Here is a 22,776-nt window from a genome sequence, read left to right as displayed (position 1 = left end):
GTTCCTTACACAAACACGTTGGCAGTAATTAGAAAAAAATGACGAACAAAATAGATAATATAGAAAAAGAAGAATATAAGAGTGTAGTTGAACTTTGGGAATCTTCAGTTCGGGCAACTCATCACTTCTTAAAAGAAGAAGATATTGAATATTTTAAACCATTAATTTTAAATACTTATTTAGACGCAGTAGAATTGAGATGTATAAGGAATAATGATGAAAAAATAGTTGGTTTTCTTGGAGTGGCTGACCAAAATTTGGAAATGTTATTTGTTCACCCTGAATATAGAGGAGAAAAAATAGGAAAAACACTATTGAATTATTCAATTAACCAATTAAATGTAACAAAAGTTGATGTAAACGAACAGAATGAACAAGCAGTAGGATTTTACAAAAATTGCGGATTTGAAACTATAAAACGCTCTGAATTGGATTCTTCTGGAAAACCTTACCCAACTTTACATATGGAATTAAAAAAATAATTACTGCAAACACCGTATAAAATCAATTGCTAGTTTTCTCTAATTTGATAAAGCACTTTCGTAATATCCTTTGATTCGTTTCCAATTTGCTAAATTAGTCGCTTAACTAAAATACAAAGCATATTCAAATGCATTGTTAGTAATTCAAGTAAAATGGAAAAATTATATAGAAAAGGTGCGATTGGAGCTTTAACAGATGAATATGAAAAAGCTCTGAACGAATTAAAGAATTTGCTTTTACAGATTCCTGATAATAAATTTGAAAAGATATATAATGAAAAAACGGATATAGAATTTCAATCCATAAGAAATATAGTGCTACATATAATTAATTCTGGATATGGTTATGCCAATCATATTAGAAAAAGATTTGGAAATAGTTATGTAGTTCCAAAAATAGAAATTGTAAAAACAGAGCATGGAATCCTTAAACTTGATGAAATGTTTGAATATACTGTTGAAACTTTTGAAGATAAATGGCAACTAACTTATAAGGAACTAATGAATACAATAATCAAAACATCTTGGACAACTTACGATTTAGAAGCTATTACCGAACATGCGATTGTTCATATTTTAAGACACAGGCTTCAAATTGAAAAAATGATTGTCAAACACGGAATATTATAATTTACACGAAAACTTGGTAGGATTTTCTATTCGGTTTAAGTTTTGAAAAAGAGGATTCTACAATAAATAAACAACACATCACATATATAAACCTTGTCTGTAATTATTCTAATATTTTAAAGGACATACTTAGAGTACTATTTATTTCGTACTTATTATGTAAATAAAATAGATATATAACGACATGTAATTAAAATAACTATAATGAAAACCCTAAAAGAACAAACCGACGCAAAAATTGCAGCTGGTCGAAATGCGAAGCCTGAATTTATGAAAGGTGTCGATACTATTATCGAAAAAGCAAAAGCCTTTCAAGAAGGTAAAAATGCTATTAAAGTGGGAGAAAAAGCACCAGATTTCATACTTCCTAATCCTGTAGGAAAATCAATATCACTTCATACGATACTAAAAGAAGGCCCTGTTGTTGTCACCTTTTATCGAGGAGATTGGTGTCCGTATTGCAATTTGCAACTTAGAGCTTTACAATCGCGATTAAACGATATTCATGCGCTTGGAGCTTCATTAGTTGCAATTAGTCCTCAGGTACCAGACGGTTCGCTAACCAAAAATGAGATTAGTGAAATGGATTTTATGGTATTGTCAGATCAAGATGCAAAAGTTGCTTCGCAATATGGTGTTGCTTGGGAAGTGCCAGAATTTTTAATGGAGCATATGCGAGTAGATCGTAATTTAGATTTAGAAACAATAAATAATGGAAATAGAAACATATTACCAATTCCAGCAACTTTTGTGTTAGATATCGATGGAATCGTGAAATGGAGTTTTGTTGATGTAGATTATAGAACACGTGCAGAACCGGATGCTATTATTGATGCTTTGAAAGAACTTTCATAAAAAAAATATATAATTATCGAAACTTTGGTTTGCTGGTTCATGTAACTTATAGGGAATTAAATGAAAAATAAAAAGGACCCAGTAGTAGATTAATAAAGAAGTATTTCGATGCGCCAAACGAACAACATAGTACCATCTTTCGAGCTACAAAAGAAAAGTTTTAGTTTGGACACTAAAGGAATAAAAAACGAAAAGATATGATTAAAGGACTTTATGAAACTCATTTATTTGTAGAAAATTTGGAGCGTTCTATAGATTTTTATTCTAATAAAATGGAATTAGAACAATGTCATTATGAGGCAGAAAGAAGCGTCGCTTTTTTTTGGATAGGAGCGCCTAAACAATCTATGTTGGGACTATGGGAAAAGCCAAAGAAAGAAATACAAAGCAGACATTTTGCATTTACCTGCGAGCCAGATTGGATTTTAAATGAATCGGTTACATTTTTAAAAAATCGAAATATTAAACCTCGAAATTTTTTGAATGATGGAACCGAAAGACCAATGGTTTTTGCATGGATGCCAGCAATAGCAATATATTTTGACGACCCAGACGGAAATGTATTAGAGTTTATTGGTGTTTTAGATGGAAAACCTAAACCAGAAAACGGAATCGTTTCCTTTGAAAAATGGAAAGCATTAGAAGGAAATAACCAATAAAAAAATGGTAACTTTAATCAACTAAACTTCTTATTTAAAGCAGCAACAACACTTTCAATTTTATTGTTTTTATCTTGTCTTTCTAATAAAAGGGAAGACGCTTTTCTTTCATTACAATTTTGAATAGCACAACTTTCGCAAGTAACACCAACATCTTGAGTAACTAATTTTTGGTCTTCAATAAATCCAAGTTTTCGTTGTAATTGCTTGTTAATTAATAAGCCAATACTAATACTTCTATAATGCTTTTCTTTAAAAGGATCTTTGGTTGCAGAAGATAATACTAAATATTTCATGTTATCACTTGGGTAGTTCGATATTTGCATATCAAACACATGATTTTCATTAGTATTACTACTATCTTTTAAAACTTGTAAGGAAACCCAACGTCTGCAATAATGTTCGTTGGTTTCGTTGGCACGAGGTGAATGTTGATGTGATAAATGTAGCTCTTTTTTAAGATGAAACCTCTCACTACCAGATTTGTGCGTAAATCGTAAAAAGAATAAATTCTGAATATTAAATTCTTTTGGAAGAATATTCGTTAAACGTTGGTAAAAGGATTCTGGGGAAGCATTAAAACAATCCATTGTTTTTAGAAAAAGCGAAGTATCAAAAGTCTTTTTATCAAAAACCTCTTTTAGTTTTTTGGTGATTAAGGCTTTAGGTAATATTAATGCTCCAGCAAAATAGGAAGCATAAAAATTATTTAAAACCTGATCAAAACTTTCAAATTTAATCCAAGAAAAAGTATATAATCTATCTTCTAATTCTAAATAGTTATAAGCCAATTCTTTTGCATAAATAAAAGTACGTTGTGCATCATCTATCTCACTAGCTAAGAGTAGTGTTTTATTTTTTGGTACAAAAACAGAACGTAAATTATCTAAGCTTTTGTGTTTGTCTAGTTCTTTATTATGAATAGTATAATTAAACTCTTCTACTAAAATATCTTCGAGCTCTTTTGAGGTTATTGGTTTGTCTAAGTCTATTTGATAAGCTTTTGCAAAAGCAAGAACACTTTGTTCTAAATCGTCAAAATAATTGTTATTTGCTTCTTGAAAAGAACGAAGGGAAGCCAGGTAAAAACTTTCTTTGCTAAAGTTGTAATGTTGTGCAATTTCAATTATAGTACTAATAAAAGCGTTTACTTTTGCAGGTGCATTGGCAACAATTTCTATTAAAGTACTTTCTTTTATACCGAATACTTCTAACGGAATTTCTTTTAAAATTTTAGACTGCAAAATCTCTCCAATAGGAGCTAGATTTTTGTCTAATTTTAAAGACACCATTTGATCATAAGGAATGTCTAATTTTTCTGCAAGTGTTACAATTTTATCTGGTTTCGGATATTTTTTTCCTTTTTCAATTTCATTTAAATACGATTTAGATAACCCCGATAGCTTAGATAACCCAAATAACGATAAATTCTTGTCTGTACGTATTTGCTTGAGTTTCAAGCCAAATATGAGCTTTATATATTCTTCTTCCATAATTATTAAATCAAAGATACAAAATATTGCGAACAACTTAAAAAAAGAGGAAATAATAAATTTAGCGAACGTTCGCTTGTTTTTTAAAAAAGTTTGTTTTAATATTGTAGAGTAAAATCATAACAACATGGAAAACACACTTTTAAAACAAACAAAAATAGAATTTGCTGAAAACGTAAAAAACTATTATCCAGAAGTATTAACAGATGATGCCTTAGCCTTTATTACTGCTTTACACGAAAAATTTAATGCGAAACGATTAGAGTTGTTAACTAGACGAGAACAAGAGCAAAAAGTTTTCGATAGTGGTAAATTTCCAGAATTCCCTAGAGAGACTAAAAACATTAGAGAAGCAGAGTGGACTGCTGCTAGAATTCCTTTGGATATGCAAGATCGAAGAGTAGAAATTACTGGTCCTGTAAATAGAAAAATGATTATTAATGCTTTAAACTCTGGTGCAAAAACGTTTATGGCAGATTTAGAAGATAGTAATGCACCAACTTGGTCTAATACTATTGAAGGGCAACAAAACCTAATAGATGCGAATAAAAAAACGATTTCTTTATATGATTCTAGAAAGGAAAAATCGTATCAGTTAAATAGTAAAACAGCAGTTTTATTAGTAAGGCCAAGAGGGTTGCATTTAAATGAAAGGCATATACTTATTAATGGAGAAGAGGCTTCTGGTAGCTTGGTAGATTTTGGTTTATATGTTTTTCATAACACAAAAACTAGAATAGAAAATGGTTCTGCTCCATATTTTTATCTTCCAAAATTAGAACATTATTTAGAAGCGCGTTGGTGGAATGATGTTTTTGTTTTTGCTCAAGATTATTTAGAAGTACCACAGGGAACTTTTAAAGCAACCGTTTTAGTCGAAACTATTACGGCAAGTTTTCAGTTGGATGAAATCATTTACGAGCTTAAAGAACATATTGTTGGCTTAAATTGTGGACGTTGGGATTACATTTTTTCATATATCAAAAAGTTTAGAAATCATGCCAATTTTGTGGTTCCTAATCGGGATCAAGTGACAATGACAACTCCTTTTATGGATGCATATTCAAAGCTTGTTATACAACGTTGCCATAAAAGAGGAATTCTTGCTATTGGAGGAATGGCAGCACAAATTCCTATTAAAAATAATGACCAAGCCAATATAAATGCTTTAGAAAAAGTGCGCAAAGACAAAGAACGTGAAGTTAAAAACGGCCATGATGGTACTTGGGTAGCGCATCCAGATTTAGTAGCAGTTGCTATGATGGAGTTTAATAAACACATGCCAACAGCTAATCAATTACATGTATTACGCGAAGATGTACATATTACCGAACAAGATTTAGTTGCAATGCCAAAAGGAACTGTTTCAGAAACAGGAATAAGAAAAAATATTAACGTTGGGATCTTGTATACCGAAGCTTGGTTAAGAGGTCATGGAGCTGTTGCCCTTTATAATTTAATGGAAGATGCAGCAACAGCCGAAATATCTAGAACACAAATATGGCAATGGCTAAAAAATGAAGTGAAATTAGAAGATGGTAGGCCATTTACTAGAGACTTATTTGATGCTATTTTTGACAATGAAGTTGAAAAAATTATTACAGAAATTGGTCGTGATAAAATTGAAGACACCAAGTTTGAAATTGCAATTCAGCTATTTGAAAAATTAGTAACACAAGAAGAATTTGAAGAGTTTTTAACGCTTCCAGCATACCAATACATTTAAAAAAAAATGTCTCGCAACTACTGCAATAGTTTGCGAGACGTAATTATCAAATTATAGAATAACCTTAATAATTAAAAACAAAATTATGAAAAATTTAGCACAAAGCAACTATAGTTCTGCTTTAGAAACAGTACGAAACCTAAAAGCTAAGTATGGTAATACTTGGAATGCAATACGACCAGAAAGTGCTGCTAGAATGGTGACTCAAAATCGTTTTAAAACTGGTTTAGATATAGCTAAATATACCGCAGCTATTATGCGAGAAGATATGGCTGCATATGATGCAGATCCTTCAAATTATACGCAATCCTTAGGTTGCTGGCACGGTTTTGTAGCGCAACAAAAAATGATTGCGGTTAAAAAACATCATAAAACCACTAGCAAAAGATATTTATACCTCTCGGGGTGGATGGTTGCTGCATTACGTTCAGAATTCGGACCATTACCTGATCAATCTATGCATGAAAAAACAGCAGTTCCTAGTCTTATTGCAGAAATTTATGATTTTTTACGTCAAGCAGATGCTATCGAATTAAACGATTTGTTTAAAAGATTAGAAAATGGTGAAGACGTTCAGGATCAAATTGATAATTTTGAAACACATATCGTACCTATAATAGCAGATATTGATGCTGGTTTTGGAAATGAAGAAGCTACGTATCTACTAACAAAAAAGATGGTTGAAGCAGGTGCTTGCGCCATACAAATTGAAAATCAAGTGTCTGATGCAAAACAATGTGGCCATCAAGATGGAAAAGTAACCGTTCCGCATGAAGATTTTATTGCTAAATTAAATGCTATTCGATATGCTTTTCTTGAATTAGGTATCGAGGATGGTATTATTGTGGCAAGAACAGATTCAGAAGGAGCTGGTTTAACTCAAAAATTGCCAGTAAGTCAAGAACCTGGTGATTTAGCTTCTAAATATTTAGCATTTGTAGAAGCTGAAGAAATTGCTATACATGAAGCTAAAGAAGATGATGTATTATTAAAAAGAGAAGGTAAACTGGTTCGTCCAGTAAGACTTCCAAATGGATTGTATAAGTTTAAAGATGGTACTAATATAGATCGTGTGGTTTTAGATTGTGTTACTAGTCTTCAAAATGGAGCAGATTTACTTTGGATTGAAACACCAACTCCAAACGTTAAACAAATCGCACATATGGTAAACAGAGTAAAAGAAATTGTACCTAATGCTAAATTAGTGTACAACAATTCTCCATCTTTTAATTGGACATTAAATTTCCGTAAACAAGTATTTGAAGAAATGCTTGCCGAAGGAGAGAACATGACAGCTTATGATAGAAATAATTTAATGAATGCGCAATATGATGGTTCGGAATTATGCTTTAGAGCAGATCAAAAAATTAAAACTTTCCAAATAGATGGAGCTAGAGAAGCTGGAATTTTTCACCACTTAATTACACTACCTACTTACCATACAACCGCATTACATATGAACGATTTAACCGAAGGTTATTTTGGAGAAGAAGGTATGTTAGCTTATGTGAAAGGAGTACAACGTCAAGAAATTAGAAAAGGAGTTTCTTGTGTAAAGCACCAAAGAATGGCAGGATCGGACCTTGGTGATGATCACAAAACATTTTTTGCTGGAGATAAAGCTTTAAAAGCTGGAGGGGAAAATAATACTTCTAATCAATTTGAAGTTAAAGAAGAACAAAAAAGAGAACTTGTTTTAGATAAATAATTATTAATAAAGGCAACATTTTAAAATGTTGCCTTTATTTTATATAAAAAGATTACAAATGAAAGGTAGAAAATTATTGATGATTCCTGGTCCAATAGAATTTGAACCAGATGTGATGCAGGCAATGGCAATGGCAACAACAAGTCATGTTGCTCCAGATTTTATTGAGGTTTTTGGTAATAGTCTAGAACGCATGCGAGAAGTATGGAAATCACCAAAAGGACAACCTTTTATTGTTGCTGGAACAGGAACATTAGCGATGGATATGGCTATAGCCAATCTTATAGAAAAAGACGATAATGTATTAGTGATTTCAACGGGATATTTTGGTAAACGTTTTCAAGAAATTTTAACCCATTATGGCGCAAATACTACTATTTTAGAAGCACCAGTTGGTGAAGTTGTGCCTCTTGAAGTTATAGAAAAAGAACTAAAAACGAAAACCTACAAAGCTTTAACAATTACACATGTCGATACTTCTACAGGAGTATTAGTAGATCCAGAACCGATAGCGAAGTTAACTAAAAAGTATCATGTATTAAGTATTTTAGATGGTGTTTGCTCTGTTGCGGCTGAAACGATTCATCAAGACGAATGGGAATTAGATATTGTTTTAACAGCATCTCAAAAAGCAGTTGGAGTGCCTCCTGGACTTGCTTTATTAATGGCTTCGGAAAAAGCAATACAAGTGTGGGAAAACAGAAAGACACCTGTTTGTAATTACTATGCAAATTGGAAAAATTGGTTGCCAATAATGAAAGCTTATGAAGCACGCAAACCTTCGTATTTTGGCACACCAGCAGTTAATTTAATTGTAGCTTTAGAAACGAGCTTAAAAATTATTTGTAAAGAAGGAGTACAAAAGCGAATAAAAAGACATCAAGTTTTAGCTAACGCTTTTAGAAAAGGATTAGCGTCTTTACATTTAGAAATCTTGCCAAGATCTACCGAAATCGCCGCTAACAGTTTAACAGCGGTTTATTATCCTAAAGAAATAGATGGTGTTGCATTGCGTTCTAAAATTGCAAGTAGCAATGTTATTATTGCTGGAGGCTTACTTTCAGAAATTAAAACTTCCTATTTTAGAGTAGGTCATATGGGGTCGGTATCTCCAAATGATCTTATTGCGGTATTAAGTGCTTTAGAACGAGCTTTACTAGCATTGAATTATCCTTTTGAAACTGGAAAAAGCTTAAATGCTTTTCAAACCGAACTTTTAAAATTTGAGGAATAAATTAAAAAAAACGCAATTATAATGGATATTCCATTTTAATATCACAACGTTGATACACGCAATTATCTTCTACAGGAATTTCAATAAAGCCATATTTTCTATATATGTAAATAGCGTTTTCTAATTTCCGACTAGAGTAGAGTAGTAGTCTGTTGAATTCTTGTTTCTTTGCAAAGTCTAGACAATATTGCATGAGTTTTTGTCCTATTTTTAGTCCTCTAAATTTAGGGGAAACAGCCATTTTTGTTAACTCGAAAGTACCTTTGTCTTGTATTGGCATTAAAGCAACAGTACCAATAATTTGGTTGTTTAGTTTTGCAAAAAAAATAAATCCGCCTTTATTAATAATATAGTTTTTTGGTTTGCTTAAAACCTCTTTGTCGTAAGGTTCTATTTCAAAATGATTTTCAAGCCATTCTATATTTAATGTATAAAAATCTATAGCATACTTATTTTTAAAATCTATAATCTCTAATGCTTCCGGTTTGTTCATTTTTCTTTTTTTATTGCTATATCTTAGAGTTACTGTGCATATTTATACTATTATTTTATAAAAACTATGGCGAAAAACAAGAGTAAAATAGATATAGTAGATATAAAGAATGTAAGGTTAAAAATAGATTTATCTATAACCTTTTTGCGTACTAAGTCTATAATCATCCAAACAGGAATAATAAAGCTTAATATAAAAACAGGTAAGGAAAATGTTTGGGAAATTTTCGCGAACCAAGAAGACTGTACTTGGTTTATTTCCATAAATAATAATGTTATTATAAATAAAAAAATTAAAAAGGTAAGTCCTAACCGAAAGAATTCTAATACAAGTTTTGACATTATTTTTTTGTGTTAGCTCGAATAAAATCTGTTATTAAATAGCTTATTAATTTACCAATTTGTGCTTCGTTTTCTGGTGTAGCAATAGCTTCGCATATGTGTAAGTACGTTGCATTTTTGTGTTTAGCAAAATAATTTACAAAATTTCTAGTTTTGTTTACCGAAAATCCACTAGGAGTTTTAGCGCTACTCGATGTGTTTGCTATAGCATCACAATCTATTTCAATACCAAAAGGCTTTGCAGACACATGTTTTAAAGCACGTTCTATTTCTGTTTTAAATTTCAGTTCTTTCCTTACAGATATAGCTTCATAGGTATTAAAACCTATTCGTTTTTCACTTTTAATAGTGTTTATAATACTTTGTGCGTTATAATTTTCATGTAAACCAAAAATAAAGTAATTATGCAAAAAACCTTCCGCGAAAGCGTAACGAAAGCCATTGCCACTATGTCTTCCTTCTTCTTCTCTAAAATCGGTATGCGCGTCTAAATTGACTACATTTATAGCTGTGTTTAATGCTAGCGAGCTCCCTTTAATATTACCATAAGCGTTGTTATGACCACCGCCAATAATAATTGGTTTTTTACCAGATTTAACAATAGTATGCACTAAGTTAGCCACTTGTTGATCTATTGTCTCAACCATTTTTCTTGCTTTGGCAATATCTTTCTTCTTATTTTGATCTAATTTTTTAAGTTTTTTTAATTCGAAATCAAAATCTAAATGTCCTAAAACAAGCACTTTATTGGCATGTGTATATGTGTTACTTTGTATATTTAACAAAATTTTAATTACGGCATCAAATGTAGTGGAAGTGCCTGGTTTTCCGTAATTTGCGAAAACTCCTACATCTTCAGGTAAGCCAATTAAAACATAGCTAACATCTAAATTTATAAGTTGCTCGTATATATTGGAAACAGAGGTTAATACTTTAATGTGTTCGCCAAATTTAGATTCTTTGGGTCTTTTGTTAAGTACGCTTTTTAGTTTTGTATTATCAAATAAAACCAATTTGTCCATAATTAAAATCTGTTTTTTAAATCAAATAAAAGTACATTATTTTTAAACGAAACAAGAATTATAATATTAAATAATCAAAAAATTTGAAACAAAAATTACGCTCTAAATTTTAACCTTAAAAACAAGTAATTATGACAGAAAAGAAGAATAACATAGGATTAAAAGTAGCTTTAGGTATTGCTTTAGCTTTATTTTTAGGAACTGGATTTTACACTTCTACTTTATACCAAGAGAAAAAAGAAAATGAATTACAGCTTACTAAAGAAAAGCAATTAGTAATGAATGATTTAAGCAATATGGCAAAACAATATGATATTGCTATTGGTGAAAATGATATTGCTAATGAAAAATTAATTGATGCTAAAGAGCGAATTCAAGGACTTATGGACTCTTTAAAAGTGTCTGAAGCAAATGTTGGTAGTTTATGGAAATACAAACAAAAGTATTTATCACTGCAAAAAGAGATGGATGTACTTTTGGTTGAAAACGATAGATTAAAAGTGGAAAATCAATTGCTAGCAACTTCTTTAGATAGTACTAAGGTTAGATTAGAAGAGCGTACTATGTTTACAGATTCTTTATTGGTACAAAATACCGCTTTAGCTGAAGTTGTAGAGACTGCTGCAGTTTTAAATACAGTTGGTTTAAAAGGATATGGTGTTATAGAGCGAAGTTCTGGAAAACTAATTCCTACAGAAAGAGCTAGACGTGTAGATAAGATTAGAGTTTGTTATACTGTTGCTAAAAATAGATTGGTACAAGCCGGTGATCAAGAATTCTATGTGCAATTAATAGACCCAAACAATAATATTTTAGGAGAAAATGCACAAGTACAATTTGAAGAACAAAGCTTAAATTATAGTGTTATTAGTAAGTTTAATTATGAAAATAATTCTTTAGATGTTTGCGAATTTGTTAATGCTAGAGGTGATGCAGATTTTGAAAAAGGGCGATACGTAGTGAATGTTTTTAATAACAAAGAATTAATTTCAAGTAATGAGTTTACTTTAAAGTAGTACCTAAAAAATTAATCCATTTTTTAAAGTCTGAAGCTATTAGTTTCAGGCTTTTTTTAGTTACTTAGTTTTTGGATGCAGGCTTCTCTAAAGCTCCAAATTTCTTCAAAAGAATATGATATATGGTTCGAAATAATCCATTTTTTTATATAGTTTTTATGAAACTCTAACTTATAATTTCCTATTTGCTTCGGAAGGATTTTTTCTTCAAATAAAATAGCTTCTTTAAAAGATGTTGTACTTACTTTAGTTCTAGTAAAATCGAAGATTTCATTATTCATTTTTAAATACGTGTGAGCTTCAGGAATATACTCTAAATGGAGTTTTGATAACACTTCATCAACACCTTTAGTATTGGCTTCATTCATTTTGTAAATACATAAACAAAACTGAATATGTGTTGCTTCATTTTCAATAGCAATTTCCTTTAAAAATGCGTGTTTTGTAGCGCATGTTCCTTTGTTTTCTTGTAAAATAGATTCGTAGTTGCTTCTGTCTGTGTTTCTTCCGTAAGGTAATTGCTTTACAAACTTACAAACCGAATTAAAATCTGTTAGTCCTAATGCAATACAGGATTTAGATACAGGTTTTAAAGTATTTAATTTAAAATTATAAGACGGTTCCATTTATAATTACTGAGTCTATATGGTTTTCTCCAAAAGCATAAGGTAAAAAATTATAACTAGGTATTTGTTTCGTGATAATAAGGTTCGCTTTTTTACCTCTAGTTATACTTCCATACTGGTTAGAAATTCCCATGGCATATGCACCATTTATAGTTGCTGCATTTATGGCTTCTTCTGGAGTCATTTTCATTTTTATGCAAGCAGTGCTTACTACAAAATTCATGTTTCCACTTGGTGTAGAACCAGGGTTGTAATCTGTAGCTAAAGCTAAAGGCAATCCAGCATCTATAATTTTTCTTGCAGGAGTGTAAGGTATGCTTAAAAAGTAGGAACAGGAGGGAAGTGCTACAGGAATAGTGCTGCTGTCTTTTAATGCTTTTATATCTTCTGTTTTTAATTCTTCGAGATGATCTACAGAAAGCGCATTGTGTTTAACACCAAGTGCAATACCACCAAATGCATTAAATTGATTTACATGAATTTTGGGAATAAGCCCATGTTTTTTTCCTGCGGATAGTAATCGATCTGTATCTTCTAAACTAAAGTAGCCTTTTTCGCAAAAAACATCTATGTAATGTGCAAGTTCTTCTTTTTCAATTTTAGGAAGCATTTCATTAATAATTAAATCTAGATAGCCTTTTTTATCTTCTTTATATGCTTTAGGAAGTGCGTGTGCACCTAAAAAAGTGGCTTTTATTTTTATTGGAAATTCTTTTTTAATGCGTTTAATTACGCGAAGCATTTTTAATTCGGCTTCGACAGTTAGGCCATAGCCAGATTTAATTTCTAAAGCTCCTGTGCCAAGTTTCATGACTTGGTGTACTCGTTGTATAGATTGTTGATATAAGTCTTCTTCGCTTGTGTTTTGAAGTTTTTCTGCGGAATTTAAAATTCCACCACCACGATTTGCTATGTCCTCATAGCTAAGACCATTAATTCTATCTACAAATTCTTGTTCTCTATTTCCTGCGTATACAATGTGTGTATGCGAGTCGCACCAAGTTGGTAAAACGATTTTTCCTGTAGCATCTATTATTTGATCTGCTTCAATAGAAGTTACGTCCTGCATACTACCATAGGCTACAATAGTATCATGTTCTAAATAGATATATGCATTTTTAATAGATGGAAGTATTTTCATATCGCTTCCAGAAACCTTTAGTAGGTTAGTATCTCTTACTTGTATTAGTTCTTTTATATTGGTAATTAGTAATGACATAGCTTTGTATTAAAGTATAAATTTAGCAAAATAAAAAAGCGTTGACAATTTGCCAACGCTTTAAATTTTATAAAGAGTAAAAAGTTTATTGTTTTACAAACTTGTATGTTGTGTTATAGTCATTAAATTTAATAATGTAAACCCCATTATTTAGTTTAGAAACATCTAAAGCTTGCCCTGTTTTTACAGCACTATGAATAACACGTTTTCCTAAAACATTGTAAACAGATACATTTAAATCTCCATTAATGTTTCCTTTAAAATATAAATTGTTTTTCGTTGGATTAGGATACATTGTAATTTCTTGTAAAGTATTATCTTCTACATCAAGCGTAATTAATTTGTTTTCAAACCAGTTTAAATCACTTTGGTAGTAACTTACGGTTGCAAAATCTAAATCGCCATCATTATCAAAATCATTAATTGTAATATCAAAAATGGAAGAATGCGAATCATCTAATGTTATTTCAGATCCAAATCCACCAAAATTATCACTTTCAAACCAGATAACATCTTGATTTGTAACTCTACCATTAGTAACTATTAAATCGTTAAACGAATCATTATCAAAATCTGCTACAGTAGCTAAAGAAGTTCTAGAGATAGATGTTGCAATAGTAGTTTCAGTAAATGTAGTTGAAGTTCCACTAGTATCTTTAGTATAATAAGCAATGTTTGGATTACCACCACTTGGGTTGTTATCTGACTTTAAAATATCAAGAATTCCATCATCATTTACATCTTTAACATCGATGTCAAATAAATATCCATTTCCTGAGCTTACTGTATTGTCATATTTTGTAAAGGATACAACACCAGCTCCACTAGGTAGTAAGTTGTTGTCGTACACTTCAATAGTACCAGCATCCGAAAATGCAATGACTGCATCTAAATCTCCATCATTATCATAATCTGTTAATTCAATATCCCCAGGTCCGCTTGTAGGTATAGAGGAAATAGTGTAAGGTCCTGTAAATACTCCCGAGCCATTGTTTGCAAACCAAAATACATCTCCAGACCCATAAGCAACAACAGCTACATCTAATGTTGAATCTGCATCAATATAACCAGTAGTAACTGTACCAGCACCGGAAATAAGAGAAGTTCCAATAGTTACAGCATCTGCAAAAGTACCATCTCCATTATTGGCGAACCATACTAAATTACTATTACCATAACTAGTTGCTAAAATATCATTATTACCATCTCCATTAACATCTGCAATATGCACACCTTCAACATATAATAAGGCTTCAGCTCCAGTAGCTACTAAAGTAACGCTAGCAGCAAAAGTTCCATCTCCATTGTTTTTATACCATTCTACAGTATTTCCTCCATCAGTACCAATAACAATATCTACATAAGCGTCGTTATCTAGTAAGCCAGAATCAATGGTGTAAGGATTAGCTCCTGTAGAAGCATTTATTGTAGCTTTCGCTTCAAAAGTTGTTTGAGCCAATGCCATTGAACTTATTAAAAGTAAGGATAAACCAGTAAGTAGTTTTCTTTTCATGTATTTGAGGATTTTTTTTTTTGTAACTATTTGTTTACAAATATATTAAAATATTTCGAGATTATGCTTTTTATCGGAAATACTAAGCGTTTTGTCGTTATTTCAAACTACCAACCATGTTTTCAGGTTTTACCCAAGCATCATAATCTTCGGCAGTAACATAGCCAAGGTTAATAGCTTCGGTTTTAAGAGTAGTTCCGTTTTTATGAGCTGTATTTGCGATTTCGGCAGCTTTATAATATCCGATTTTGGTGTTTAATGCAGTAACTAACATTAGTGAATTGTTAAGTAACTCTTTAATAACAGCGTGGTTTGGTTCGATACCAGCAGCACAATTTTCTTCAAAACTTCTACATGCATCACCTATTAATTGTGCAGATTGTAATACGTTTGCAGCCATCATAGGTTTAAATACATTTAGTTCATAATGACCTTGTGTACCACCAACAGTAACAGCAACATCATTACCCATTACTTGTGCACAAACCATAGTTAAAGCCTCACATTGTGTAGGGTTTACTTTCCCAGGCATAATAGAACTTCCTGGTTCGTTAGCAGGTATAATAATTTCACCAATACCAGAACGTGGACCAGAAGCCATCATACGAATATCGTTAGCAATTTTATTTAAAGAAACAGCTAATTGTTTTAAAGCACCATGTGTTTCTACCAAAGCATCATGTGCAGCAAGAGCTTCAAATTTATTGGGTGCAGTGATAAAAGGAAGACCAGTAAATTCAGCAATAAATTCGCTAACACGTTTTGCGTAACCTTTTGGGGTATTTAATCCAGTACCAACTGCTGTACCTCCAAGAGCAAGTTCACTTAAATGTGCTAAAGTATTATTTAAAGCTTTTAGACCATGATCTAATTGCGATACATAACCAGAAAATTCTTGTCCTAATGTAAGCGGAGTGGCATCCATTAAATGGGTTCTACCTATTTTTACAACTTCTTTAAAATCTTCTGATTTCTTTTTTAGAGTATCCCTTAATTGTGTTACACCAGGAATAGTGTTTTCTACTATTTTCTTATAAGCAGCAATATGCATTCCTGTAGGGAAAGTATCATTAGAGGATTGTGATTTATTTACATCGTCATTTGGTTGAATGGTTTTTTCACCTTCACCAATAACTTTTCCAGCAATTTGATGTGCTCTATTGGCTATAACTTCGTTTACGTTCATGTTACTTTGCGTACCAGAACCTGTTTGCCATATAACTAACGGAAACTGATCATCATGCATTCCAGTTAAAATTTCATCACATACTTTAGCAATAAGATCTCTTTTTTCAATGTCTAAGGCACCTAACTCACAATTAGTAAATGCTGCAGCTTTTTTTAAGTAAGCAAACCCATAAACAATTTCTAAAGGCATAGATGCAGCAGCACCAATTTTAAAGTTGTTACGTGAGCGTTCTGTTTGTGCTCCCCAAAGTTTATCTGCAGGAACGTTAACATTACCCATTGTATCTTTTTCTATTCTATATTCCATAATTTTAATGCTGATTTTAACAATACAAATTTACATATTTATGGCATAAATACAGATGTTTTTTTTTGATAATTTATTAGCATATTGTTGATAATTATAAATTGCTTGTAGACTGGTTAATTGCGTATTTTTTTGAAGGAGATTGTAATATTTAATTTCGGACGATTAAAAGATTACCCTATTTCATTCGTTTTTTTATAGTTAATGAACTCTTTTGATAACTCTGTTAATAATTCTACATTTTATATTGCATAAAAAAACACTTTGGTTTATATTTGCATTATTATATTAAATAAGACACCAACAATTATGTTTGAATTTGACCAATATTTAGGATTTTTAGCTTTCTTAACCATTTTAACAATAGGTTTTTGGCTAATGATATTTTTATTAACTTTTGTTATTCCTTACTGGATTGGTGGATCTTTAATGGAGTTTTTAAAAGAAAAAAGAGAAGAGAAAAAAGCAGAGCGTAACGCATAAGCTTTATATTAAATATAAAAAAAAGGGAAACGCGTAGCGTCTCCCTTTTTTTTGTGATCTATTTGTAGTCTTTTTTTAATTTATTAAAAACTAAAAAAGCTCCTTCCTAAAAAATAGGAGAGGAGCTTTTTAAAAATTACTTTATATAACTAGAATTTAAATTTACCCTTCAAATTCCTCTTCACCACCATTTCCTCTTTGTCCACGATCTCTTTTCTTTTGTTGATTAAACCTGTACGTGAAAGATAAGTTGAAACTACGTTCTCTCCATTGAAATTCACTAGTGCTATAGAAAGTATCTGTTTCTGTATCCATTATACGTTTTCTAGAGTTAAATAAATCACTAACACTTAAGGCTATAGATGCTTTTTCATTAAACAAGTCTTTACTAAATGCCATATTTGTTGAAAAGGCACCTTTTCTTTTGTTTTGCGCATCTGCAGTAGGTCCTGAATAGTTCATACTCGTTTGCCATTCTATATCTGCTGGTAATGTATATTTTGTATTTAATCTAGCAAACCAACTTGTATTTTCATTTCCTAAATCTGCTCCATTAGGATCGACACCTTCACTTTTAGATTTAAAGACATTAAAGTTCGCACTTGTATTAAATTTACGAGATGGTCTGTACATAACTGTAAATTCAAAACCGTATCTGTCTTCACTAGCTAAATTTATTGGAGTACGTTGTATTACAGAAACTTCTTCCCCATCTACATCTACGGTTTCACCAGTATCAAAGCTCACAAAATTAAAAACATCTGTAGCATGCTGGTAGTAAGCAGATGTATTAAGTGTTACTTTTCCAAAACGGTTTATATATCCAAGATCAAAAGTACCAGAATAACTAGGGTCTAAATCTGGATTTCCTTGAAAAACGCTAGATACACTAGAGCGTGAAGGAAAAGGGTTTATATATCTAGAACGCGGTCTACGTAAACGTCTACTGTAACCAATTGTTAGGCTTTCTGCTTCCGATAATTCGTAATTTAAGTTTACCGTTGGAAATAAACCAGTATAATCCTTTTTAGTAAAATCTCCACTAGAAGGTTGATCGATAGTAATTCTAGTATTTTCTAAACGTAATCCCAATAAATAAGAAAACTTACCATGTTTGCTTCCGTATTGCGAATAGACAGCATTTACATATTCTTTATAGTTTAAGATATTAGATAAATCATTGTCTACATAAAAAGTATTTGTATTATCTAAAAATTCAACTACATAATCTGTAGAAATAGTATTAAAATTACCACGATACCCTAATTCAAATTGTGCATTTTCACCAATAGGTAATACATAATCACCTTGTAATAAGATACGTTCTTGATCTTCAAGAGTTCCTACTTTTTCGTTTAATACATCGTTAACTTCAACTAGAGAGCTTTCGTCTTCTGTACTGTCTTCGTATTGAAAATCGAAGGTAAGTTTGTGCCCGCTAGTTTCAAAGTTTTTTGTGAAATTAGCCGCATATTGTATGGTTTTATCATCTTCTAATTCTGGATCAAAACGAGAACTTGAACTAGTTAGCACATTATTAATATCATATTGTAATAAACTATTAGTAGTATTACTTTCGTTATTACTGTCTCTATAAAAAACAGAAGTAGTTAAAGAAGCAGAATCATTAATATACCATTCAATACCTAAATTGGTATTAAAACCTTTTCTTTTACGATCATAGTCTTTGGTTTCATTAATACTATTTCCAAATTCTTTATAGGTAGTGTTTGTGAAAGAATTACCTGGACTTTCTCTATAACTATATCCAGAAGTATTAAATATATTAACGTTTCCGGTTCTATAGTTTATATTTCCAGATATTCCAGCGGAAGGATTGTAGCCAGCATTAGCAGTTATAGCACCATTTAAACCTTGTAACTTACTTCGTCTTAAAATAATGTTTAATATTCCTGCAGTTCCTTCGGAATCATATCTAGCTGAAGGAGAAGTGATAACTTCTACTTTTTCTATAGATTCTGCTGGTAATTGACGTAGTGCATCTGTAGAGTTTAAACCTACTAAACCAGAAGGTTTTCCGTTAATTAAAATACGCACATTTTCTTGACCACGAAGCGAAACATTTCCTTCTACATCTACAGAAACGGAAGGTACATTGTCTAGTACATCACTAACAGTACCACCACGAACAGTAAGGTCTTTACCAACGTTGTATATTTTTTTATCTAATTTAATTTCAACAGTAGTACGTTCTGCAATAACTAAAACTTCACCTAAAGATTCTGTATCTTCACTAAGAAACAGTTCTCCTAAATTAGTGTCTTTTAAAAGTTTTTGATTTGCAATTGTTTTAGTTCCAAAACCAATGAACTCAATAGATACATCGTAAAGACCAGCAGTAACCGGAATATTGAAGTTACCTTTTTCGTCTGTAATACCTCCAGTTATCATTCTGTTTTCTTTTTTGCTAAAAAAAGCAACAGTAGCATATTCTAAAGGCTGAAGCGTTTCTTGCTCAAGAATACTTCCAGTAATTCTTACTTCTTTTTGAGCAAAAGTGTTTAAGGAGAAAAATAAAATGCAAATAAATGCAAAAAGTTGTTTAGTCATGATTAGTTTTTAGCTTATGACCGCAAAAATATAGTTTGGTTTAAAGGGGTTTGGTTAAAAGTATGTTAAATAAAAAAAAGCTTCAAAATGTAATCATTTTGAAGCTTTTTAAATTAGCTAGCTAGGATACTTAATATTTTTTCTGGAGGTCTACAAATTGCAGCTTTATCTCCGTTAATAACGATGGGTATTTTTATTAGACTAGGAAATTCGGTCATCATTTTAATGTATTCAATATCATCAAAATCATCCATATTGGAAACTACTTTTTGGTAATGATCTTTCCATATAGTAGCTTCAGTTCTAATTAAATGAATGGGTTTAATATTTAAAAGTTTTACAATTCTTTTAAGTTTTCTTTCTGTTAAAGGATGGTCTATGTGTCTAATAACTTTATGTCTCTTTTTAATTTTTTTTAAAATATTGAGACATTCAATAGAGTCTATTGATTCTGGGTTGTGATAAATTAAAATCATAATGTAGGTAGGGATTTGGGGATTTTGTTTTTTGGGGTTATAATGTAGGTATTATGTTATTAAATCTAGTATTAATTCTGGAGGTCTGCCAATAACTGCTTTGTTCCCTTTTATAACAATAGGTCTTTCTATTAGTTTTGGGTGTTTAACCATTGCATCTATGACTTGCGAGCCTGTTAATATTTTGTTTTTGTAATTTTCTTTCCAAATAACTTCATTTTTTCTAACTAAATCTATAGGTTCGATATTTAGTAGTTTAATAATGCGTATTATTTCTTCTTTATCCGGAAAGGTTTCAAGATAATTAATTATTTTAAATTCTTTGCCAGAATTCTTTAATATTTCTAGTCCACTACGAGATTTACTGCATCTATTATTGTGGTATATCGTTATCATTCAGTGTTTTATTTTATAAATTATTTGTTTCTGTAGATTGCTGCCCCATCATCATAAGGTATGCTTTTAAAAAGCGACCAATATCTCCATCCATAACTGCATCTACATTACCAGTTTCATGACCAGAACGAACATCTTTTACTAATTTATATGGGTGCATTACATAATTACGTATTTGGCTTCCCCATTCAATCTTCATTTTACTGGCTTCAATATCTTCGCGTTGTGCTAATTGCTTTTGTAGTTCCATTTCGTATAATTGCGATTTCAGCATTTGAAGCGCTCTTGCACGGTTATCATGTTGTGAACGTGTTTCAGAACAGGATATTTGAATGCCTGTAGGTTTGTGTGTTAATTGTACTTTGGTTTCTACTTTATTTACATTTTGTCCACCAGCACCACTAGATCTTGCTGTAACAATTTCTATGTCTGCAGGGTTAATTTCAATTTCAATAGTATCATCTACTAAAGGGTATACATATACAGAAGCGAAACTAGTATGACGTTTTGCATTACTATCGAAAGGAGAAATACGTACTAATCTGTGCACACCATTTTCCCCTTTAAGCCAACCAAAAGCAAAGTCTCCTTCGATTTCTAGGGTAACAGTTTTAATTCCTGCAACATCTCCTTCTTGGTAGTTAAGCTCTTTTACTTTAAAGCCACTTTTTTCAGCAAACATTAAATACATACGCATAAGCATACTTGCCCAATCGCAACTTTCTGTTCCTCCAGCACCAGCAGTAATTTGAAGTACAGCACTTAAACTGTCTCCTTCTTCAGAAAGCATGTTTTTAAATTCTAAATCTTCAATCGCAGTTGTCGCTTTATCAAATCTAGTTTCTACATTTTCAAGAGTAGCTTCATCTTCCTTAAAGAATTCATAAATTACTTCTAAATCTTCAACTAATGTTTTGGCTGTATCATAATCTAAAACCCATTTCTTCTTTTCTCGAATGGATTTCATTATTAATTCAGCAGCTTTAGAGTCGTTCCAAAAATTAGGGTCAAAAGTTTGTTCTTCTTCGTTTTGTATTTCAATTAACTTAGCATCTAAGTCAAAGATATTGTCTTAGCGCAGTAAGACGGGTATTAAGATCTTTAATTTGATCTGTAGTAATCATATGAAGTATATTTTTAACAAAAATAAAATTTAATACTGTGTGAGAAAATATATTTTCATTTAATTTTACGGTAGTTTTAAATATAAATCAAATGATAATAGATTTAAGGAGTGATACAGTAACCAAGCCTACTACAGAAATGTTGAGTGCCATGATGAAAGCATCTGTTGGTGATGATGTGTATAAAGAAGACCCAACAGTTAACGCTTTAGAAGAACGCATAGCAGAAATGTTTGGTAAACGCAAAGCATTATTTTTTCCTTCAGGCAGCATGGCAAATCAAGCAGCAATAAAATTACATACAAATCCTGGAGAACAAGTGATTTGCGATAAATATGCACACATATATAATTACGAAGGAGGAGGAGCAAGTTTTAATAGTGGTGTCTCTTGTAAGCTAATTGATGGTAACAGAGGAATGTTTACTGCACAAGATGTAATAAATAATATTAATCCTCCAGATTTTTACCATAGTCCATTAACTAGTCTGGTTGCAATAGAAAATACAGCAAACAAAGGAGGAGGAGCTTGTTGGGATTTTAATGAATTGCAAAAAATTAGAAAGATTTGTGATGCAAATACTCTTGGTTTTCATTTAGATGGGGCTAGAATTTGGAATGCTTTAGTTGCAAAAAAAGAAACAACAGAACAATATGGGGAAATATTTGATACTATCTCTGTTTGTTTAAGTAAAGGTTTAGGTTGCCCAATTGGCTCAGTCTTAGTTGGAGATGATGCTATAATGGAAGGAGCAATGCGAATACGTAAAATTTTTGGAGGAGGAATGCGACAAGTTGGCTATTTTGCTGCAGCAGGAATGTATGCTTTAAGTAATAATATCTTAAGATTAGAAGTAGATCATTATAAGGCCAAAGAACTGGCTTATCTTTTAAATAAATCTAGTTATGTTAAGAAAGTAGAACCTGTAGAAACGAATATCGTAATCTTTGAAGTACAAGAAGATATTAATTCTAGTGCTTTCATTTCAAAATTAGATAGCAAAGGAGTAAAACTTGTAGGTATGGGAGAAAATAAACTCCGATTAGTTACTCATTTAGACTATTCCAGTACTATGCATGCCTATGTTTTAGACTTGTTAAGCGATTTTTAGTGTGTTTTGCTCAAAACCAGCAACTTACAAGTTTATTGTATGTTTCGTCGGATATATAGGTACTTTATCGAAATGTTAAAGACTTCTTAATCTTTTAAGTAAT

Annotated in this window: 21 protein-coding genes; 10 read left to right on the top strand and 11 right to left on the bottom strand. The window is 31.4% G+C overall.

Annotated features, from left to right (window positions below; genetic code table 11):
- Positions 1-38 precede the first annotated feature (38 nt).
- The 4 genes from ACVC3Y_RS11760 (at position 39) to ACVC3Y_RS11745 (ending at position 2,626) form a co-directional block, all read left to right on the top strand.
- Complete coding sequence (locus ACVC3Y_RS11760; protein ID WP_452226994.1) at positions 39-482, top strand: GNAT family N-acetyltransferase; 444 nt, start codon at positions 39-41, stop codon at positions 480-482.
- A 153-nt stretch (positions 483-635) separates the two neighbouring features.
- Positions 636-1,112 carry a DinB family protein gene (locus ACVC3Y_RS11755; protein WP_303423782.1) on the top strand — a complete coding sequence of 159 codons (477 nt, stop codon included), beginning with the start codon at positions 636-638 and terminating at the stop codon, positions 1,110-1,112.
- A 204-nt stretch (positions 1,113-1,316) separates the two neighbouring features.
- Positions 1,317-1,967, top strand: a complete 651-nt coding sequence (locus ACVC3Y_RS11750; RefSeq protein ID WP_452226993.1) for a peroxiredoxin-like family protein — start codon at positions 1,317-1,319, stop codon at positions 1,965-1,967.
- A 197-nt stretch (positions 1,968-2,164) separates the two neighbouring features.
- Positions 2,165-2,626 (top strand): VOC family protein, encoded by a 462-nt coding sequence (locus ACVC3Y_RS11745; protein WP_452226992.1) that lies wholly within the window; start codon positions 2,165-2,167, stop codon positions 2,624-2,626.
- Positions 2,627-2,643: 17 nt separating this feature from the next.
- Here the strand turns inward: ACVC3Y_RS11745 and ACVC3Y_RS11740 are convergent, their stop codons facing one another.
- Positions 2,644-4,119, bottom strand: coding sequence for a helix-turn-helix domain-containing protein (locus ACVC3Y_RS11740; RefSeq protein WP_452226991.1), 1,476 nt, complete (start codon positions 4,117-4,119; stop codon positions 2,644-2,646).
- A gap of 127 nt (positions 4,120-4,246) precedes the next feature.
- Here ACVC3Y_RS11740 and aceB point away from each other — a divergent pair, with 127 nt between their 5' ends.
- The 3 genes from aceB to ACVC3Y_RS11725 all read left to right on the top strand — a co-directional run bounded on the left by aceB (position 4,247) and on the right by ACVC3Y_RS11725 (position 8,787).
- Entirely contained in the window at positions 4,247-5,845 is a 1,599-nt protein-coding gene (aceB, locus tag ACVC3Y_RS11735) for a malate synthase A (protein ID WP_452226990.1), read from the top strand.
- An 85-nt stretch (positions 5,846-5,930) separates the two neighbouring features.
- On the top strand, positions 5,931-7,553 hold the full coding sequence (locus tag ACVC3Y_RS11730) for an isocitrate lyase (protein WP_452226989.1): 1,623 nt from the start codon (positions 5,931-5,933) through the stop codon (positions 7,551-7,553).
- A gap of 58 nt (positions 7,554-7,611) precedes the next feature.
- Positions 7,612-8,787, top strand: coding sequence for a pyridoxal-phosphate-dependent aminotransferase family protein (locus ACVC3Y_RS11725; RefSeq protein WP_452226988.1), 1,176 nt, complete (start codon positions 7,612-7,614; stop codon positions 8,785-8,787).
- Between the two features lie 16 nt (positions 8,788-8,803).
- On the opposite strand, the gene ACVC3Y_RS11720 is transcribed toward ACVC3Y_RS11725, so the two are convergent.
- Complete coding sequence (locus ACVC3Y_RS11720; protein ID WP_452226987.1) at positions 8,804-9,280, bottom strand: GNAT family N-acetyltransferase; 477 nt, start codon at positions 9,278-9,280, stop codon at positions 8,804-8,806.
- A 340-nt stretch (positions 9,281-9,620) separates the two neighbouring features.
- Complete coding sequence (locus tag ACVC3Y_RS11715; protein WP_303423767.1) at positions 9,621-10,643, bottom strand: formimidoylglutamase; 1,023 nt, start codon at positions 10,641-10,643, stop codon at positions 9,621-9,623.
- Between the two features lie 131 nt (positions 10,644-10,774).
- Here ACVC3Y_RS11715 and ACVC3Y_RS11710 point away from each other — a divergent pair, with 131 nt between their 5' ends.
- Complete coding sequence (locus tag ACVC3Y_RS11710; RefSeq protein WP_303423765.1) at positions 10,775-11,659, top strand: chromosome partitioning protein ParA; 885 nt, start codon at positions 10,775-10,777, stop codon at positions 11,657-11,659.
- Between the two features lie 56 nt (positions 11,660-11,715).
- On the opposite strand, the gene ACVC3Y_RS11705 is transcribed toward ACVC3Y_RS11710, so the two are convergent.
- From ACVC3Y_RS11705 to fumC, 4 genes are all read right to left on the bottom strand, one after another.
- Positions 11,716-12,285: a hypothetical protein gene (locus tag ACVC3Y_RS11705; protein ID WP_303423764.1), complete on the bottom strand. Its 570-nt coding sequence runs from the start codon at positions 12,283-12,285 to the stop codon at positions 11,716-11,718.
- Positions 12,269-13,504 (bottom strand): imidazolonepropionase, encoded by a 1,236-nt coding sequence (hutI, locus tag ACVC3Y_RS11700; protein WP_452226986.1) that lies wholly within the window; start codon positions 13,502-13,504, stop codon positions 12,269-12,271. The genes ACVC3Y_RS11705 and hutI overlap by 17 nt, the downstream gene beginning before the upstream one ends.
- Positions 13,505-13,589: 85 nt before the next feature.
- A complete protein-coding gene (locus ACVC3Y_RS11695; RefSeq protein WP_452226985.1) occupies positions 13,590-15,017 on the bottom strand; it encodes a T9SS type A sorting domain-containing protein in 1,428 nt (475 codons plus the stop codon).
- 97 nt (positions 15,018-15,114) lie between these two features.
- The gene (gene fumC / locus ACVC3Y_RS11690) at positions 15,115-16,512 is read right to left on the bottom strand and encodes a class II fumarate hydratase (protein WP_303423759.1); all 1,398 of its coding nucleotides are present in this window, start codon (positions 16,510-16,512) and stop codon (positions 15,115-15,117) included.
- A gap of 309 nt (positions 16,513-16,821) precedes the next feature.
- Between fumC and ACVC3Y_RS11685 the strand changes: the two genes are divergently transcribed.
- Positions 16,822-16,995, top strand: coding sequence for a hypothetical protein (locus tag ACVC3Y_RS11685; RefSeq protein ID WP_303423758.1), 174 nt, complete (start codon positions 16,822-16,824; stop codon positions 16,993-16,995).
- 162 nt (positions 16,996-17,157) lie between these two features.
- On the opposite strand, the gene ACVC3Y_RS11680 is transcribed toward ACVC3Y_RS11685, so the two are convergent.
- From ACVC3Y_RS11680 to prfB, 4 genes are all read right to left on the bottom strand, one after another.
- Entirely contained in the window at positions 17,158-19,566 is a 2,409-nt protein-coding gene (locus ACVC3Y_RS11680; RefSeq protein WP_452226984.1) for a TonB-dependent receptor domain-containing protein, read from the bottom strand.
- A 113-nt stretch (positions 19,567-19,679) separates the two neighbouring features.
- Positions 19,680-20,042, bottom strand: a complete 363-nt coding sequence (locus ACVC3Y_RS11675) for an ArsC/Spx/MgsR family protein (RefSeq protein WP_303423755.1) — start codon at positions 20,040-20,042, stop codon at positions 19,680-19,682.
- 51 nt (positions 20,043-20,093) lie between these two features.
- On the bottom strand, positions 20,094-20,438 hold the full coding sequence (gene arsC, locus ACVC3Y_RS11670; RefSeq protein ID WP_303423754.1) for an arsenate reductase (glutaredoxin): 345 nt from the start codon (positions 20,436-20,438) through the stop codon (positions 20,094-20,096).
- 13 nt (positions 20,439-20,451) lie between these two features.
- A protein-coding gene (prfB, locus tag ACVC3Y_RS11665) for a peptide chain release factor 2 (protein ID WP_452226983.1) occupies positions 20,452-21,562 on the bottom strand; the annotation gives its coding sequence in 2 pieces (ribosomal slippage) (positions 20,452-21,498 and positions 21,500-21,562; 1,110 coding nt in all).
- A 91-nt stretch (positions 21,563-21,653) separates the two neighbouring features.
- Here prfB and ACVC3Y_RS11660 point away from each other — a divergent pair.
- Positions 21,654-22,673: a threonine aldolase family protein gene (locus ACVC3Y_RS11660; protein ID WP_303423750.1), complete on the top strand. Its 1,020-nt coding sequence runs from the start codon at positions 21,654-21,656 to the stop codon at positions 22,671-22,673.
- Positions 22,674-22,776: the final 103 nt, after the last annotated feature.

The organism is Lacinutrix cladophorae (genome assembly GCF_053604645.1).
This window is presented reverse-complemented; position numbering and strand designations above follow the sequence as displayed.